Source organism: Flavobacterium franklandianum (genome assembly GCF_007097365.1).
GTDB lineage: Bacteria > Bacteroidota > Bacteroidia > Flavobacteriales > Flavobacteriaceae > Flavobacterium > Flavobacterium franklandianum.
Genome location: NZ_VJZR01000004.1, coordinates 302,706 through 318,932 on the forward strand (window position 1 = coordinate 302,706; position 16,227 = coordinate 318,932).

Here is a 16,227-nt window from a genome sequence, read left to right on the forward strand (position 1 = left end):
AACTTAATGTTGGACCTTTTTTTATGGAATTTCATTTTGTTGGGCAATGTGTTTTTGTGGTGAATTCCCAGTTATGTTTTTAAAACTCGTGAAAAAAGGATTGTAGGAGGCAAATCCAACTTCTTTTGCTAAGGTATCCAGAGTATTCGTTTTTAAATAATTGGATTCAATTAGTCGAATGGAATGATGAATTCGAATTTTCTTTTTATAATCCGAAAACGAGATTTTCGAATGGTATTTAAAAAGATAATTTAAATTGCTCTTTGGGATGTTTAGTTTTACTGCTAAATCGGAAATTGAAAATCTTGAATCCTTGAAGAATTCAAATTCTTTGGATACTTTCTCAATTTGAACAATATATTGCACAATATTTTTGTCTATTTTTTCTTTTAGTTTGCGGTCTTGAAGATTAATGAAGTCTTTATTAATTTCAACAATCCAATCGGATTCCATTACCTTAATAGGTTTTTTTTCTTCCTTTAGAGTATTATTAAAAATCGGATAACCATAGAGTATTTCTGGAGATATTAGAATTTTAATAAAAGTGGATATCCAGACAATGGCACCGATCCACTGAAAACGTTCGCCTGCAATAAAACCGTGATGATTATTGTCGTCTAGAAAAAGAGCCGTAAAAAGTTTTAAAGAATTGATTATTAATAGTGAAAATAATAAAATAGTCCAGTATTTAATTAATCTATTGTGTTTATTTACGACTTGGGATACTTCTCTTTTTGCCCATATATTTTTGTTAAGCATATCGTAAGCCAAAAAACAGTAGACTATATTGTAAAGAAACAAGACGGAGTAAGACGAAAAATAAAAGGCGTTAGTTAGAAAATTATAGGTACTGACGATGGATATATTTAATGCCAAAAAAACTACGGGAAATATAAAATGGGCTAGGTCTGATTTTAAGAATAGCTTCTCGTCGGCAATCAAATTTTTAAAACACAAATAAAAACTCGGAATAATCAGTATTAAAAATTTACTGTAATTAACATAATAATCTTGTAGAAAACCTAAATAGCCAAAAGGGAAAATACCAAATAATAAAAAACGAATTGCAATTAAAAGAAAAATAAAGATTAAATAGCGGTTCATCATTCTATTAATAATATAGTTTGACATTGTAATAATTACAGTCAAAAACCCAAATAATCCAGTAATGATGAAAAGTAAATTAATAATCAAGGGTTGTGTTTTTTGAAAGAAATTAAAAAACAATTCTCAGCAAAGTTTTCCAGAGCACAAAAATATAGATATATATGTTAGTAATTCAATCTGTTTAGGTTCAAAAAATTTGGAAATTAACTAATTTGTTTGAGTATCAATAGTAGAATAATTCTTTTTCCTATTCTTAAAATTGATTTTAGGGTGCTATTTCAAGATTTAATAGTTACTAAAAACTTAAAAAATCTTACTATTTTAACTGTTTTGTGTAGTTTGTCGGACTTAATGATTCAATTATCTATTTTTTAGCTTAATATTGTTGAAAACTAGAGTCCTATGAAATATTTACTTTTACTTTTCAGTATAACTTTTCAAGGTCAAGTCCTCCACCATCAAATGCTTTCTTCCCAAGGAATTTCCACAAAAACACCCGATGGCTTTTTAATAAGACAAACTGTAGGCCAACAAAGTTTGACGGGAACTTCCACAAATAAGGAGTATGTTGTAATGCAAGGATTTCAGCAAAGTATGTGGGGTAAATATATTGCCTCAAATAATGTTGATGCTTTCCAAGGGATTACAACCACAACCTATCCGAACCCTTTTACCCAAACTATCAATTTTCAGTTTTCAAGGCCAGTCACTGATATGATATCCATTTCAATTTTTGATTTTTTGGGAAGGTTGATTTTTCAAAAAAATACAAAATCGGTCAACGATATCCTGACCATCGATTTGATGGGATTACCCACTTCAGAATACCTAATACATCTAAAAACCAACAGCCTCAATTATTATACTAAAATTATCAAAAAATGATAAAAAACTACCTACTAATTGCCTTTCTCGCCGTTTCCTTCCAATTGTTTTCCCAAGAGACCTATTTTTTGGTGGGGAATAATTTTACCAAATATGTTTTTAAAAGCTCAGAAGGAGTGATGACCACTCAACTTCAAAGCGGCACCGGTTCAGCCTTTGAAATGGGATATTCATTTCCTGTCAAGAACGAAAAAATCTATTATTCGATAGGCCTAACTTTGAACGACTACAACGCTGTGGCGGGTTCCCAGTCTGAAAGTTATCAGTGGGAAACAAAATATATTGGAGCCCAAAATGCGGTAAGTTATAATTTTACTCTTTCAAATAATTTTCAATTGGCTGTAAAAGGGGGAGTAAATCTTTCGACACTACTTTACGGTAAGCAAAACATCAATGGAGCTGTGTATGATTTGAAGGGACAAGATGAATTTTCGGGGCTATTCCTTTCGCCTTTTGCTGGGATTCAAACCAGATATCGATTGAATGACTTGGGTTATTTAAGTCTTGGATATACATTTTCTAAAAGTCTAAATCCATTCAACACTTCCGAAGAAAAATTATCATTTAATACAAATCAAATTCTGTTCGGTATCCATTTTAACATCAATGAAAATTAATTATGAAAAAGATAACTTTACTTTTACTTTTATTGGTTTCATCGGCAATTTATTCCCAGAAAAACGGGATTACTTATCAAGCAATTATTTTTAATCCTAATGGTGAAAAAGTACCGGGAGTAAACAACACCAATGCTTCATTGGCAAATAAAAATATTTGTTTGCAATTCACGATTGTCGATACTACTTCAAAGACGGAATACCAAGAAACCATCAATACAACAACGGACGAATTTGGAATGGTAAATACCATTATTGGTTCTGGAAATCAATCGGCGGGTTATGCCTTATCTTTTTCAGATATATATTGGGGGGGCAATCAAAAAAGCCTGAAAGTGGCATTGGACATAAATGGGAAATGCTCCAATTTTGTTGAAATTAGCAACCAACTTTTTACTTCGGTACCTTCGGCTTTTTCTGCTCAAAATGCTGAAAACGTTACAGGTGTCGTGCCAATTGAAAGCGGTGGTACTAATGCCATTACAGTTCTTGGGGCAAAGAAAAATTTGGCCCTTGAAAATGTTGACAATACAAATGATTTGAATAAACCAATTGGCTTGGCAGCCCAAACTGCATTAAACCTGAAAGAGGATGCTGTAAATAAAAGTGTTAATGTTGCGACTGATGGAACTTCTAATTTCAAGTATCCTACGGTAAAAGCAGTAAAAACTTATGTGGATGCAAGCGAATCATTCAGTTCGTCTGGATTAACCACAGAAATCAACAGAGCCAAAGCCGCCGAAGGAGTTTTGACCGTAAGTATCACAACCGAAGCTAGCACAAGAGGAACAGCCGACGCAACTTTGACTACCAATTTGGCAGCAGAAATAGTAAGAGCCACAGCAGCAGAAACAGCTAACACGAATGCAATTTCATCGGAAGCTACAACAGCAAGAACAGCCGAATTGGCAAATGCCAATGAGATAGCTTCTAATACTAATGCAATAACTACAGAAACAATAAGAGCAACTACAGTAGAAACTGCACTTAATTCCTCCTTAAATTTAAAAGTTGACAAGGAAGCGGGTAAAGGTTTGTCTACAAATGACTACACCACTGCCGAGCAAATAAAACTTTCGAATCAATCGGGAACAAATACAGGCGATCAGGATTTGAGTGCATTGGCAACAACCTCGGCAATAGCAACGGCCTTAAATTTGAAAGTGGACAAAGTATCGGGAAAAGAACTGTCGACAAATGATTTTACAAATACAGAAAAAACAAAATTAGCTGCGATAATAGGAACAAATACAGGCGATCAAGATTTGAGTAGTTTTGCTACAACTACAGCTTTAAATTTGAAAGCTAATTTAGCTTCGCCTATATTCACAGGAACTGTTTCTGGAATCGATAAAACTATGGTTGGATTGAGCAATATAGATAATACCAGCGACGCGAATAAACCAGTCTCGACAGATACACAAACAGCATTAAATTCAAAAGCTTCGAATGCAGATTTAGATTTAAAAGCGCCTTTGGCATCCCCAACATTCACCGGAACGGTAACGGGTGTCACAGCGACAATGGTTGGATTGAGCAATGTGGATAATACTAGTGATGTGAACAAACCTGTTTCAGTAGAGATGCAAACGGCTTTAGATTTAAAAGCGCCATTGAATTCACCAACTTTCACCGGAATACCTTCATTACCAACAAGTACAGTTGCTGTTACACAAATAAACGGTGATAATTCTTCAGCTTTAGCCACTACGCAATTTGTTAGCAATGCTCTAAATTCTGCCATAGCAGGAAATTTTGTAGACTTGACTAACGATCAAACAATTGGTGGTATTAAAACGTTCACTGCTGATGCAATTATTAATGGCATAACTGTAGGAAGGGGTAAATTCAATGAAAATTCTAATACTGCTGTCGGTCTAGGACCGTTAGAATTCAATGAAGGTTATGCAAACACAGGTATTGGCCGAGCAGCAGTAGCAGCAAATATTAATGGCAATGGAAATACAGGTGTTGGATATACTGCATTGGTAAATAATATGAGTGGCAATGATAATGTAGCTATAGGAAGCCAAGCATTAGATACAAATATTTCTGGCTCTCAAAATATAGCTATCGGTCAAAATGCAGATGTTAGTATTGATGGCATTTCTAATGCTGTGGCTCTGGGGTCAAATGCTATTGTTACAGAATCGAACACCATACAATTAGGAAATACAAGTATTACTAATGTCCAAACTAGCGGTACTTTAACTGCCGGCGCTGTAATTTATCCCAATACAGATGGCACAGCTAATCAAGTTTTACAAACTGACGGTAGTGGCAACTTAAATTGGGTCAGTCCAACCGTAAGTGGTGTTGTACCTATTGCAAATGGCGGTACCGGCTCTGCTACTCAAATTTTTGTTGATTTAACTAACGATCAAACCATTGCTGGAACTAAAATTTTTAGTTCCGATTTGAATATAAATAGTATAACAGTAGGCCGAGGTACAGGTAGCGTTGGAAGTAATACCGCCATCGGATTGAGTTCTCTTTTCTCCAACACCACAGGCAGCAACAACACCGCCAATGGCACTGCTGCCCTTTACTCCAACACCACAGGAAACTACAACACCGCCAGTGGAAGTGTTGCGCTTTATTCTAACATTATAGGATCCTATAACACCGCCAGCGGACAGCAAGCCCTTCAAAAAAACACTACAGGATCCCAAAACACCGCCAGCGGAATGCAAGCCCTTCAAAATAACACGACAGGATCCTCAAACACCGCCAGCGGAATGCAAGCTCTTCCAAATAACACCACTGGAAACAGCAACACCGCCTTAGGTCTTCTTTCCCTTTTTACCAACACCACAGGTAACAACAACACCGCCTTAGGTTACAATACAGGTAGAGGGATAACAACGGGTTCAGGCAACACTATCCTTGGAGCTGAGGTAACAGGTTTAGCCGAAGGGCTTACCAACAATATTATTTTAGCAAACAGTGTAGGGGATATAAAGGCACAAAATGATGGAACAAACTGGACCATGCAAGGAAAAGTTAACGCCACCGAATTTGTGGGTGCATTAACCGGTAATGCAACAACTGCCACTAATGTATCTGGCACCGTAGCTCTGGCTAACGGCGGTACAGGTGCTACCACTAAAACAGCAGCTTTTAACGCTTTATCGCCTATGACAGCAGCAGGTGATTTAATTTATGGCGAAGCTTCAGGAGCTGGAACACGATTGCCTGTAGGTACAGATACACAAGTATTAACTTTAGCAAGTGGCGTACCTACTTGGGCAAACCCTTCTTCTGGAGGCTCTTTTGTGGATTTGTCAACTAATCAAAACATAGAAGGCGTTAAAACTTTCAGTGCCGATGCAATAGTGAACGGGGTAATTATAGGTCGAGGAGCGGGTAACATAATATCAAATACAGCCAATGGTGCAAATGCTTTGATGAGTAACACAACAGGTTATGCAAATACAGCCAATGGTAAACAGGCTCTCCAAAACAATATAACAGGTAGTTTTAATACTGCAAGTGGTGCAGAAGCCTTAACAACAAATACTACAGGCGATAATAATACTGCCAATGGGGCAGGGGCTTTATTAAATAATATTTCAGGAAATAACAATACGGCGATCGGCTCAAGTGCTCTTTATTACAACACTACAGGGAATTCTAATACTGCAAATGGAGATGGGGCATTAGCTAATAACGCAGACGGAAATGATAATACGGCAAATGGACGTGGCTCATTATATCGTAATTCATCAGGAGGTAATAATACGGCGGTTGGAAAATCTTCTTTGTATAATAATACTACGGGTGCTGACAATACCGCTGTTGGTAGCGAAGCTCTTAATATGAATACAACAGGAACAGAAAATACCGCAAATGGGCGATATTCTCTTTTTTACAATGAAAGCGGAAGTCGTAACACCGCAACCGGAACTAACGCATTATCTAAAAACACAAGTGGTGAAGGAAACACAAGCATTGGTGCCTATGCTTTGAGGCTAAATAATGTTGGATATGGAAACACTGCGACTGGATTGAATTCATTATATACCAATTCATCTGGTTATGAAAATACTGGTGGTGGTAGTGAAGCACTTTATTCAAATACCACAGGATTTCAAAATACCGCAAACGGATTTTATTCATTGGCTTCAAACACCACTGGAAGCCAAAATACTGGTATAGGTTATGGCGCAAATGTTTCAGCAGGTAATTTAACAAATGCTACAGCAATTGGTAATGGATCAATTGTTGGCGCTAGTAATACTATTCAATTAGGAAACACTTCGGTTACCAACGTAAATACTAGCGGTTCCATTACTGCAAATGCAGAAATTAGTTCAGAAATAACATCAGGTTTTACTATTGATAGTTCTAATGCGGAACAGTTTAAAGGTAAAGTATTGATTTGTAATCCAAGTAATGAAATTACAATTACTTTCAGCAACGATTTACCATTAGGATTCAATTGTATGGTACTCCAAAAAAGTAGTGATGCCAATAAAATTAATTTTGTTGGAGGTTCTGGAGTAAGTATGAAAAACAGAAATAACTTTACTGCTACAGCAGGGAATTATGCTATTGCCACTATTGTAAATATTGGTGGAAGTATAATCGTTACTGCTGGAGATATGCAATAAATAAAATAAATTTAAAAAGAATAACACACCCAATAAATCAATACTAAAATGAAAAAAACAACTTTAATTACGTTTCTATTTCTAGCCTTTAGTTTTCAAAGCTATGCAAATAATTTAATTGTGGGAACACCAATAATTAGTGGAAACACACTTACATTTACTATTAAATGGGATAATAGTTGGTACGTTACTACTGGTCCATCAAATTGGGATGCCGTTTGGATTTTTGTTAAAAGACAATCCTGTGTAAGCGGAGGATCAAGTCCTTGGATACACGGTCAATTGGCAGCAAGTGGACAATCGGTTACAGGTTCTGAACTTCAAATAGATTTGGCATCTGATAATAAGGGTGTCTTTATTAGAAGATCGGCTGCAGGGATGGGAAATATTACTCAAGCTACGATCACCTTAACCCTTGCAAGTGCAATTAACGGCGATAACGTCGGAGTTTATGGTATGGAAATGGTAAATATTCCAGAAGGACAATTTTATATAGGTGATGGAACACCGAATTATAAAGCTTTTACAGATGGGGCAACTTCAAATCCTAAATTAATAGATGCTTCAGTACAAAGTGCTGGATTGGGGACTGTTAGTAATTATCAAAATCAAAACTTGGGGTCCTCAGTAAGCCTTCCTGGCACTTTTCCATTAGGATACGATAAATTTTATTGCATGAAATATGAAATTACCGCTGGACAGTATGTTGCTTTTTTAAATACATTAAGTTTTGCACAACAAATAAGAATGCAAAGAGATAACCAGCCAAATACAACTCCTCCTGATTCTCCTGTTGGAACGATCTTTCATTGTTGGCCATGTGGAAATAATTCACCTAACGTTGTAATTGCAACTTCTGGTCAAAATACAACTCAAATTTCTCCAGCTGTTTATGCAAATGATTTAAACGGAAATGGAACTTTCAACGAAGATGAAGATGGAGCTGCATTAGGAATTACATTAAACATGAAAAACTTTTTTGCTTTTTTAGATTGGGCTGCCATTAGACCAATGACGGAATTTGAATATGAAAAAGTTTGTAGAGGTCCTTTAAATCCGGTTGCATCAGAATATTCTTGGGGCTCAACCGATTTATACAATGGATACAATGTTAATAATTATGGTTCTCCTTCCGCTTCTAATACCTCTTCAGGATTAGGAATGGGGAATTTAGGAACGAATAGAATTTTTAGGGCTGGAATAAACGCCAAAGCAACTTCTAACAGAAGTACTGCTGGTGCGTCTTATTATGGTGTATTAGATATGACTGGAAACTTATGGGAATCCTGCATTGGTGGTTGGGGAAATGATTTTTCTGATTTTACCGCAGCAAATGGAGATGGGAATTTATTTGAAAGTGGAGATTCTAGCAATAATGGCTCGGCTGATGTTGCAGGTTGGGCTAGTAATAAAATAATTGTAAAAGGTGGTGGAGCAAATTGGGTTGGAGGAGAATGGGCCACTATTTCAGCTAGAAATTGGACAAGCTTTGATAACTACGGATTTTTCCAAGGTGGACGTGGTGTTCGCTCAAATTAAAAAAAATATGATGAATAAATTAATTCTAACACTTTTTATTCTATTTGCAGCAACTATTACAGTTAATTCTCAAATTGTTTTACCAAGTATGAGAGCAGTTTTTAGTGCTAAAATCCCCACTACAATGTATTCTGGAGGAAAAGGATATGGTGCAATAGATCAAATCATTTCGCAGATGACTTGTACTCCAGAAACTATTCAATCTATATATTATGGTGGGATTGAATCCAATACCAATATGCAAGTAGTGATGCAAAGTATATGTTTGCTTCCTCCAATTGAAAATATTTATTCTGGAGGTATGGGTTATGGTGAACAAGAAAAAACAATAGTCCAAACGATTTGTGCTCCTGTACCTATTGTTTCCATTTATTATGGAGGCACTGGTTATGGTTCCCAACAAGAAATAATTGTGCAGAATGTTTGTTTAGCGCCTCCGATAGAAACCATATTTTATGGAGGCACTGGTTATGGAAATCAACAGCAACAAATAATTCAAACCAATTGTATTCTAGTTCCTTAGAAAATAATGTTATTTGAAATAATAATGTTTTAATATAATCTCGATACAAGTTGCTTATTGCGAATAGTATAGGTGCTAATTTAATCGAAAGTACCGTTACAGTTTTCACTAAAAAAGGTGAAAAAACAAACTCCAATCCTAGTTACGTTAATAAAAATGGAGCTATTGGTACCAGTAGTGGAGTAGGTGCAAACGGAGAATTAAAAGTTACAAAATCAAACTAAATTTTGAAAGACAGGTGATGTAGTTGATACTTGCTCAAAAAAATACAGTCACAAAAAAAAGTCCAACATTTTCGTTGGACTTTTCTATATAAAAACAGAATTGATTTATACTTTTCCTAGAGTATACAATTGTTCCATTGTAGGCGATTTACTTCCGCCAGCTGGTTCCAGTGTGATACCAAAAGCTTCTGCATCACCCGTTTTTTCGACAGCGAATATTTTTTCGGTATTGCTGCTAAAGTCAGACAGTAAACCAATACTTGTTGGAGTCAATTGTGGTAGTAATTTTAAAGACCAAATTTGGTACACCATTCCTTCTGGTGGTTCTGGTAAACCTGCGGCATCAACATAAACCACTTCGGTTTCTTTGTTCCAATAAATTTTGGCATACGATTTAGGAGAAACGGCTTGACCACCTAGGTTGATTACCGTGTTTTTGGCATCACGAATAACAGTCAAAGCGGTTAATGTTTGTTTGTTTTTCAATTGCAAACCTACTAAAGTATCTTGCAGGTTTGTTTTCTCTTTTTCAACATTTGCCACCTGATTTTGAGTTTCAGATAATTGGGTGTATTGATAGCCAATACCCACCAAAAGAGTTACAGCAGCAGCCCAACCCACATATTGCGACCAATTATTTCGTGGTTTCAAATCAATCACTTTTGAATATTTCAAGTCTAATTTAGCTTTGATTTTTTCAAAATTATCGGCAGATAAAAACGGAGAAAAACTGGTCGATAAATTCACAATTGCTTTTTCAATTGAAATAATTTCGGCTTCGATTTCCTGATGTTCTTTCGCCATTTGGCTCACTTCACTGTTTTCGGTTTCTGAGAGCAAACCATAAACATAGAGTTCTAAAATCCCGCTTTCGATATATTGTTTTGTATCCATTATACTTTTAAATAAGTTCTTAAATCATTGATGCAATTTCTATTTTGTGTTTTGACAGTTCCAAGCGGTATAGCAAGTTCGTCTGAGGCTTCTTGTTGCGTATAACCTTGAAAGAATAACAATTCGATAATGGCAATACACTTGGGTTTTAACTTCTTTACAAATTCAAGAATTCCAATGGTGTCAATTCTATTCGTCATTTTATTGCTGTCGTCCAATAGATGTACGAAATTATCGGCTGATAGGTTTTTTTGACTGTTGTTATATCCTTTAGATCTCAATTTATCGATGGCTGTGTTTCGGGCAATGTTTAACATCCAAGTGTATAATCTTCCTTTACTTTCAGCATAACTATCAATGCTTTTCCAGATTTTTACAAATACTTCTTGCAAAGTATCTTCGGCATCTTCTGTTTCTTTTAAAAGATTGGAAATAACCGAAAATAAACTTTTCGAATACATATCATACATAATCGTAAACGCTCGCTCATCCTTCTTAAGGATTAACGGAATTAATTCTTCTTGTGTCATTGTTTTTTTGTTTTTGTTATGAACATATACGACAGAACTCCATTTTTGGATTTATAAAAGTAATTTATTTTTCAAATGGTTTTATTTTTTCTGTTTAAATATAAAATGCAAAAAAAACTTATTATTTAAATCACTTAAAATCAGTATTTTAAAAATAATATTTAATTTTTTTAACTTTTTTTAAAACCAAAAGAAATCCATTCTCGTAAATCCATTCAGTAACAATTAAATTTCAAACAAATGAAAAAAACAAGAATGGTTGTAGGTCTGTCGCTGGTAGCGATTTCAGGTCTAGTTTTTATGGCAGCGGATCACGCAGATGCTCCAGCTGTAACAGGTAATGCTTCGGACATTACAGATGTATATGCTTTTCAAGGGCAAGATACAAACAATATGGTATTTGTGGTAAACACACAAGGTTTGTTGACACCAGGTGCAACTGCTATGGCTGCATTTAATGAAAATGTAATGGTAGAAATCAACATTGACAACACAGGGGATAATGTGGAAGATTTGGTTATTCAAGCCATCAAACGAGACAACAAGATGTATTTCTTTGGTCCGGTTGCTCCCGGAACTACAGGAGTTAACAGTATGGTTAAAACTAATGCAATGGCTGGAAGTGTTGACATTTCACAATACGGAAGTACTCCAATTATTGCAACTGCAAACGGAATGAAATTTTTTGCTGGTCCAAGAGATGATCCGTTTTTCTTTGATTTGGGTCAATTCAAAGCTATTTTGGGTGGTACTGCAACAGGTTTTAACAGTCCAGGAACCGACACTTTTGCGGGTACAAACGTCTTGTCAACTATTGTTGAAGTTCCAAAATCTTTATTAGGTACTTCTTCTACAATTAATGTATGGGCAGAAACTAAGAAAAAACAATAATTTAATTTTTAAAACATTACAAACATGAAAACATATAAAATTTCAATAGTAACAATGTCTTTACTTTTTGCTGCAACTTTACTTGTAAGTTGCGATAACAATGGGGATTCTCCAGCAGCAAGCCTTGACTTTTCTGGAACTTACGTACAGCAAGATCAAATGGCAAGACCAGCAATAAACACAGTATTTATTGCTTCAGGTGCACCAAAAGATGCTTTCAACACTGCAATTCCTTCCGCAATGGGAGCATCATACCAATCTGTTTTTCAGTCTAGATTGTTGGCTTTAAATTCTGGATATACCACTAATGCTCTAGGTCAAACTGCGGCTCAATTGACAGGATTATTGGCAACCGATGTTTTAGGAGTTAAGAAAACAGGAACAACCACATTTTTTGATGGAACAAATGTTTTGACAGGTCGTGCACTTGCCGATGATGTGATTGATGTAGAATTATTACTGATTTTTGGTGGACCATCGGGTACTTCAAATCCTAGATTGACAAAAGATAATGTAAACGCCAATGATAAAGCTTTCACAGCTTCATTTCCTTACTTGGCTGCGGCTTGGTAATATATAAATAGAATTCAGGGCGTATTTTTTTATGCGCCCTGATTTTTAACCAACAAAAAAACAAAAAAATGAGAACTATAAAAAAACTATCAACTTTACTACTGGCAGCTGCAGTGTTGCTAAGTTGTAATCAAAAATCAAATACAGTTACTTCTCAAAAAGAGTATTCTAAATATTTAGAAATTAAAGACAATAAATCAAGAGATTTTGTTCAAAGCGAAATTGATTTTTGGCAAAAAAAATTCGATGCAGCACCCAATCAGATTAGTTATTTAAGTCTTTTGGCATCTAATTATTCCAAACTTTTTGAAAACACAGGAAAAGTAAAATATTTGTACAAAGCCGAAGAACTATTGTTGAAATCCAATGAAGCCTACAACTATTCTGTAGTAGGAACGATTCGTTCATTAGGAAGAAATTATATCTCGCAACATCGTTTTAAGGAAGCATTGGTGTTGGCAAACAAAGCATTGGCTATTGGCGAAGGAATGAAAGAGACTCAAAAATTGCTTTTTGACATCAATATGGAATTAGGGAGTTATAGTCAAGCAGAGCAAAATTTAAAAGCGATAAATGACAGTTCTGATTTTGATTATCTCATTCGAATTTCAAAATGGAACGACCATTTGGGCGATTTAAAAACGGCAATTTCATTAATGGAAAAAGCCAAATATATTGCCATCCTAAATGAAAACAAACACCTGCAGGTGTGGACTTTTTCAAATCTGGGAGACTTGAACGGTCACGCTGGAAATATTAAAAAATCGTACGATTACTATTTAAAAACTTTGGAATTGGAACCTAATAATTCCTATGCCTTGAAAGGAATTGCTTGGATATCATTTTCACACGAAAGAAATACCGTTGAAGCAAAAAGGATTATTGAGAACATTTCAAAAAGACATCACACCCCAGATTTTTATTTGCTAAAAGCACAAATTGCAGAATATGAAAATAATACAGTGGCTAAAAATGAATATTTAACTGCTTATTTCCAAATGTTGGACTCGATTGACTATGGTGCAATGTACAATAAATACAATATTTTAGTTTATGCAGACGATAAAAGTACGGCCTCAAAAGCGCTGGAAATTGCCAAAAAAGAAATCGCTCACAGACCTACACCAGACTCGTATGATTTATTAGCTTGGTCGTATTACAATCTTGGCGATTCCAAAAAAGCCTTGGAAATAGCTAAAAAATATGTGGTGGGAAAATCATTCGAACCCAAGTTAAATTATCATTTGGCCACGATTTATAAAGCCAACAACAAACAGGCAAAAATAGTTCCTATCAAAAAGGAATTGCTAAATAGTATGTATGAACTAGGTCCAAATTTGGAACAAAAAATAAGCAATTTGTAATGAAGATATTTTTGATCCTGTGTTTTTTATTATCATTATTTTCTGGATATAGCCAAATTCAAAAAGGAAGTGTCAAAGATGTTATGGGAAATCCAATTGAAAACGCTTACATTATTAATACAAATTCTCAAAGTCACGCGCATTCGAACGAGTTTGGAAACTTTACTATTGATAAAACGAACGCGGGAGACGTATTTGAAATTGCATCATTGGGTTTCAAAAAAACCAATTTTACTGTGAATTCAAATGATTTTATATTCATCCTAGAAAATGATGTTTATAGCCTAGACCAAGTTGTGATACTTCCAAAATTGAATGCTATGAATGCGATTTCTAAGATAGATTTACTAACAGCTCCCGTAAATTCTTCGCAAGAAGTATTGCGAAAAATACCTGGATTATTTATTGGTCAGCACGCAGGAGGAGGAAAGGCAGAGCAAATTTTTCTACGCGGTTTTGATATTGACCACGGCACAGATTTGGCGATTTCTGTTGATGGAATACCTGTGAATATGGTCTCTCACGCTCACGGACAAGGCTATGCCGATTTACATTTTGTGATACCAGAAACCATTGAGAAAATCGATTTTGGTAAAGGAACCTATTATGCAAATAAAGGCGATTTTGCCACTGCGGGTTATGTTGCTTTTCAAACCAAGGAAGCTGTAGATAAAAGTATCATTAGTGTTGAAATGGGGCAATTTAATACCTTTAGAACTGTCGGAATTTTTAATTTATTGGAAAACAAAAAGAATCAAAATGCCTATTTCGCAACTGAATATGTTTTGACAGATGGTCCGTTCGATTCGCCACAAAATTTTAAAAGAATCAATTTGTTTGGGAAATACACCAACATTTTGAGTGATAAAAGTAAGTTTTCCATAATTGTATCTCGGTTTAGTAGTAAATGGGATGCTTCTGGACAAATTCCACAGCGACTAATTGATAACGGAACTATTTCAAGATTCGGTTCAGTCTATGATACCGAGGGCGGAATTACCTCAAGAACTAATTTTAATATTGCGCATATAAAACCCATTGACGAAAACACTTTTATAAAATCGAATGTTTTTTACTCAAATTATCAGTTTGAATTGTATTCTAATTTTACCTTTTTCTTGGATGATCCTATAAATGGAGACCAAATTCGCCAAAAAGAAAATAGAAATATTTATGGGTTGAATACTGAAATCAACAAAAAAGTAAAATTCAATGAAACTAATGCCTTATTTCAATTGGGATTTGGCTTTCGTGCCGATGAAACAACCGATACAGAATTGTCGCATACCCTGAATAGAAGTACAACATTAGACAGAATGAAATTAGGCGATATCGACCAAACTAATATTTTTTCGTATTTGAATGCAGAGTTGGAATTTGGGAAACTGAAAATTAATCCAGCCATTCGAATGGATTATTTCAAGTTCAATTACCAAGATAAATTGGTAGCGACTTATAAAACACAAACTGAAAATAAGGTTAAATTTTCTCCAAAGCTGAATTTTATATATTCACAAAATGCTAATTTTCAATTGTACCTAAAATCAGGATTGGGTTTCCATTCTAACGATACTCGAGTTGTGGTTGATAATGTTGGAAAAGACCCGAGAGCTTTGCTCGAACAGGCGAAGCAAATACTTCCAACGGCAATTGGGATAGATTTTGGAACAATTTTTAAACCCTTTCGACGATTGGTTGTAAATACGGCTTTGTGGTATTTGCAGTTACAAGAAGAATTGGTTTATGTAGGCGATGCGGCAACGGTAGAAATTTCGGGTCGAACCAAAAGGATGGGAATTGATTTCGGATTGCGCTATCAACTATCCTATTATTTGTTTTTGGACACCGATTTGAATTATACTTATGCTAGAAGTATCGATGCTCCCGATGGGAAAAATTATATTCCTTTGGCTCCAGATTTTACCGCAACAGCGGGATTAAATAGTAGTCAATACAAAGGATTTTCGGGTGGTTTTCATTACCGGTATTTAAAAGCACGTCCTGCAAATGAAAACAATTCGATTGTGGCTAAAGGGTATATGGTTTCTGATTTGAACATTAATTATGAGTATAAAAAGGGTACAATTGGCATTACTGCCGAAAATATTTTCAATACTAAATGGAATGAAACGCAATTTGCAACCGAATCTAGACTGAAAAATGAATCCCAAAGTGTCGAAGAAATTCACTTTACACCGGGAATTCCTTTCTTTTTAAAAGCAAAAGTGACGTATAGATTTTGATTTAACTTGTTTTTTTTGTTTGAAAACAGCGACTTCATTTGATAGTTGGAGTCACTGTTTTTTGTTGGGAGAAGCTCGGTGGTTTTATAATCACCGGGCTTTTTAATCAAAAGAATTCCTCGAGGCTCTGCCTCGGGGTCATAAGTAAATCAAAAGAATTCCTCGAGGCTCTGCCTCGGGGTCATAAGTAAAAAAGATTAGTACATTTGTTTGATGAGCGAACA

At 35.2% G+C, this 16,227-nt stretch carries 12 protein-coding genes; 9 read left to right on the forward strand and 3 right to left on the reverse strand.

All coding sequences use genetic code 11. The features are described 5' to 3' along the window. Nucleotides 1-21 precede the first annotated feature (21 nt). Nucleotides 22-1,194 carry a helix-turn-helix domain-containing protein gene (locus FNW17_RS07540; protein WP_144071321.1) on the reverse strand — a complete coding sequence of 391 codons (1,173 nt, stop codon included), beginning with the start codon at nucleotides 1,192-1,194 and terminating at the stop codon, nucleotides 22-24. Between the two features lie 315 nt (nucleotides 1,195-1,509). On the opposite strand from FNW17_RS07540, the gene FNW17_RS07545 reads away from it, so the two are divergent. Genes FNW17_RS07545 through FNW17_RS07565 form a run of 5 tightly spaced genes read left to right on the forward strand, consistent with a single transcriptional unit; the run spans nucleotide 1,510 to nucleotide 9,284 of the window. Next, complete coding sequence (locus FNW17_RS07545) at nucleotides 1,510-1,992, forward strand: T9SS type A sorting domain-containing protein (protein ID WP_144071322.1); 483 nt, start codon at nucleotides 1,510-1,512, stop codon at nucleotides 1,990-1,992. Further along, nucleotides 1,989-2,609, forward strand: coding sequence for a hypothetical protein (locus tag FNW17_RS07550; protein ID WP_144071323.1), 621 nt, complete (start codon nucleotides 1,989-1,991; stop codon nucleotides 2,607-2,609). Before FNW17_RS07545 ends, FNW17_RS07550 begins: the two co-directional genes overlap by 4 nt. A 2-nt stretch (nucleotides 2,610-2,611) precedes the next feature. Beyond that, nucleotides 2,612-7,222, forward strand: coding sequence for a beta strand repeat-containing protein (locus tag FNW17_RS07555; RefSeq protein ID WP_143390182.1), 4,611 nt, complete (start codon nucleotides 2,612-2,614; stop codon nucleotides 7,220-7,222). Between the two features lie 48 nt (nucleotides 7,223-7,270). Beyond that, nucleotides 7,271-8,761 (forward strand): SUMF1/EgtB/PvdO family nonheme iron enzyme, encoded by a 1,491-nt coding sequence (locus tag FNW17_RS07560; RefSeq protein ID WP_143390181.1) that lies wholly within the window; start codon nucleotides 7,271-7,273, stop codon nucleotides 8,759-8,761. Between the two features lie 7 nt (nucleotides 8,762-8,768). After that, nucleotides 8,769-9,284, forward strand: a complete 516-nt coding sequence (locus tag FNW17_RS07565) for a hypothetical protein (protein ID WP_143390180.1) — start codon at nucleotides 8,769-8,771, stop codon at nucleotides 9,282-9,284. Between the two features lie 329 nt (nucleotides 9,285-9,613). Here the strand turns inward: FNW17_RS07565 and FNW17_RS07570 are convergent, their stop codons facing one another. Together FNW17_RS07570 and FNW17_RS07575 are read right to left on the reverse strand one after the other, a co-directional pair. Further along, a complete protein-coding gene (locus FNW17_RS07570; RefSeq protein ID WP_144071324.1) occupies nucleotides 9,614-10,402 on the reverse strand; it encodes an anti-sigma factor in 789 nt (262 codons plus the stop codon). Further along, entirely contained in the window at nucleotides 10,402-10,932 is a 531-nt protein-coding gene (locus FNW17_RS07575) for an RNA polymerase sigma factor (protein ID WP_144071325.1), read from the reverse strand. The genes FNW17_RS07570 and FNW17_RS07575 overlap by 1 nt, the downstream gene beginning before the upstream one ends. Nucleotides 10,933-11,172: 240 nt before the next feature. Between FNW17_RS07575 and FNW17_RS07580 the strand changes: the two genes are divergently transcribed. From FNW17_RS07580 to FNW17_RS07595, 4 genes are all read left to right on the forward strand, one after another. Beyond that, nucleotides 11,173-11,823, forward strand: a complete 651-nt coding sequence (locus FNW17_RS07580) for a DUF4331 family protein (RefSeq protein WP_144071326.1) — start codon at nucleotides 11,173-11,175, stop codon at nucleotides 11,821-11,823. Between the two features lie 24 nt (nucleotides 11,824-11,847). After that, nucleotides 11,848-12,396 (forward strand): DUF4331 family protein, encoded by a 549-nt coding sequence (locus FNW17_RS07585; protein WP_144071327.1) that lies wholly within the window; start codon nucleotides 11,848-11,850, stop codon nucleotides 12,394-12,396. 68 nt (nucleotides 12,397-12,464) lie between these two features. Continuing rightward, the gene (locus tag FNW17_RS07590; protein WP_144071328.1) at nucleotides 12,465-13,760 is read left to right on the forward strand and encodes a tetratricopeptide repeat protein; all 1,296 of its coding nucleotides are present in this window, start codon (nucleotides 12,465-12,467) and stop codon (nucleotides 13,758-13,760) included. Beyond that, entirely contained in the window at nucleotides 13,760-16,003 is a 2,244-nt protein-coding gene (locus FNW17_RS07595; protein WP_144071329.1) for a TonB-dependent receptor, read from the forward strand. The genes FNW17_RS07590 and FNW17_RS07595 overlap by 1 nt, the downstream gene beginning before the upstream one ends. The last annotated feature ends 224 nt before the right edge of the window (nucleotides 16,004-16,227 follow it).

Bases quoted from the DNA above. Each gene is read 5' to 3' on its own strand.
- FNW17_RS07545 (WP_144071322.1), top strand. From the start codon at position 1,510: ATGAAATATTTACTTTTACTTTTCAGTATAACTTTTCAAGGTCAAGTC.
- FNW17_RS07550 (WP_144071323.1), top strand. From the start codon at position 1,989: ATGATAAAAAACTACCTACTAATTGCCTTTCTCGCCGTTTCCTTCCAA.
- FNW17_RS07555 (WP_143390182.1), top strand. From the start codon at position 2,612: ATGAAAAAGATAACTTTACTTTTACTTTTATTGGTTTCATCGGCAATT.
- FNW17_RS07560 (WP_143390181.1), top strand. From the start codon at position 7,271: ATGAAAAAAACAACTTTAATTACGTTTCTATTTCTAGCCTTTAGTTTT.
- FNW17_RS07565 (WP_143390180.1), top strand. From the start codon at position 8,769: ATGATGAATAAATTAATTCTAACACTTTTTATTCTATTTGCAGCAACT.
- FNW17_RS07570 (WP_144071324.1), bottom strand. From the start codon at position 10,402: ATGGATACAAAACAATATATCGAAAGCGGGATTTTAGAACTCTATGTT.
- FNW17_RS07575 (WP_144071325.1), bottom strand. From the start codon at position 10,932: ATGACACAAGAAGAATTAATTCCGTTAATCCTTAAGAAGGATGAGCGA.
- FNW17_RS07580 (WP_144071326.1), top strand. From the start codon at position 11,173: ATGAAAAAAACAAGAATGGTTGTAGGTCTGTCGCTGGTAGCGATTTCA.
- FNW17_RS07585 (WP_144071327.1), top strand. From the start codon at position 11,848: ATGAAAACATATAAAATTTCAATAGTAACAATGTCTTTACTTTTTGCT.
- FNW17_RS07590 (WP_144071328.1), top strand. From the start codon at position 12,465: ATGAGAACTATAAAAAAACTATCAACTTTACTACTGGCAGCTGCAGTG.
- FNW17_RS07595 (WP_144071329.1), top strand. From the start codon at position 13,760: ATGAAGATATTTTTGATCCTGTGTTTTTTATTATCATTATTTTCTGGA.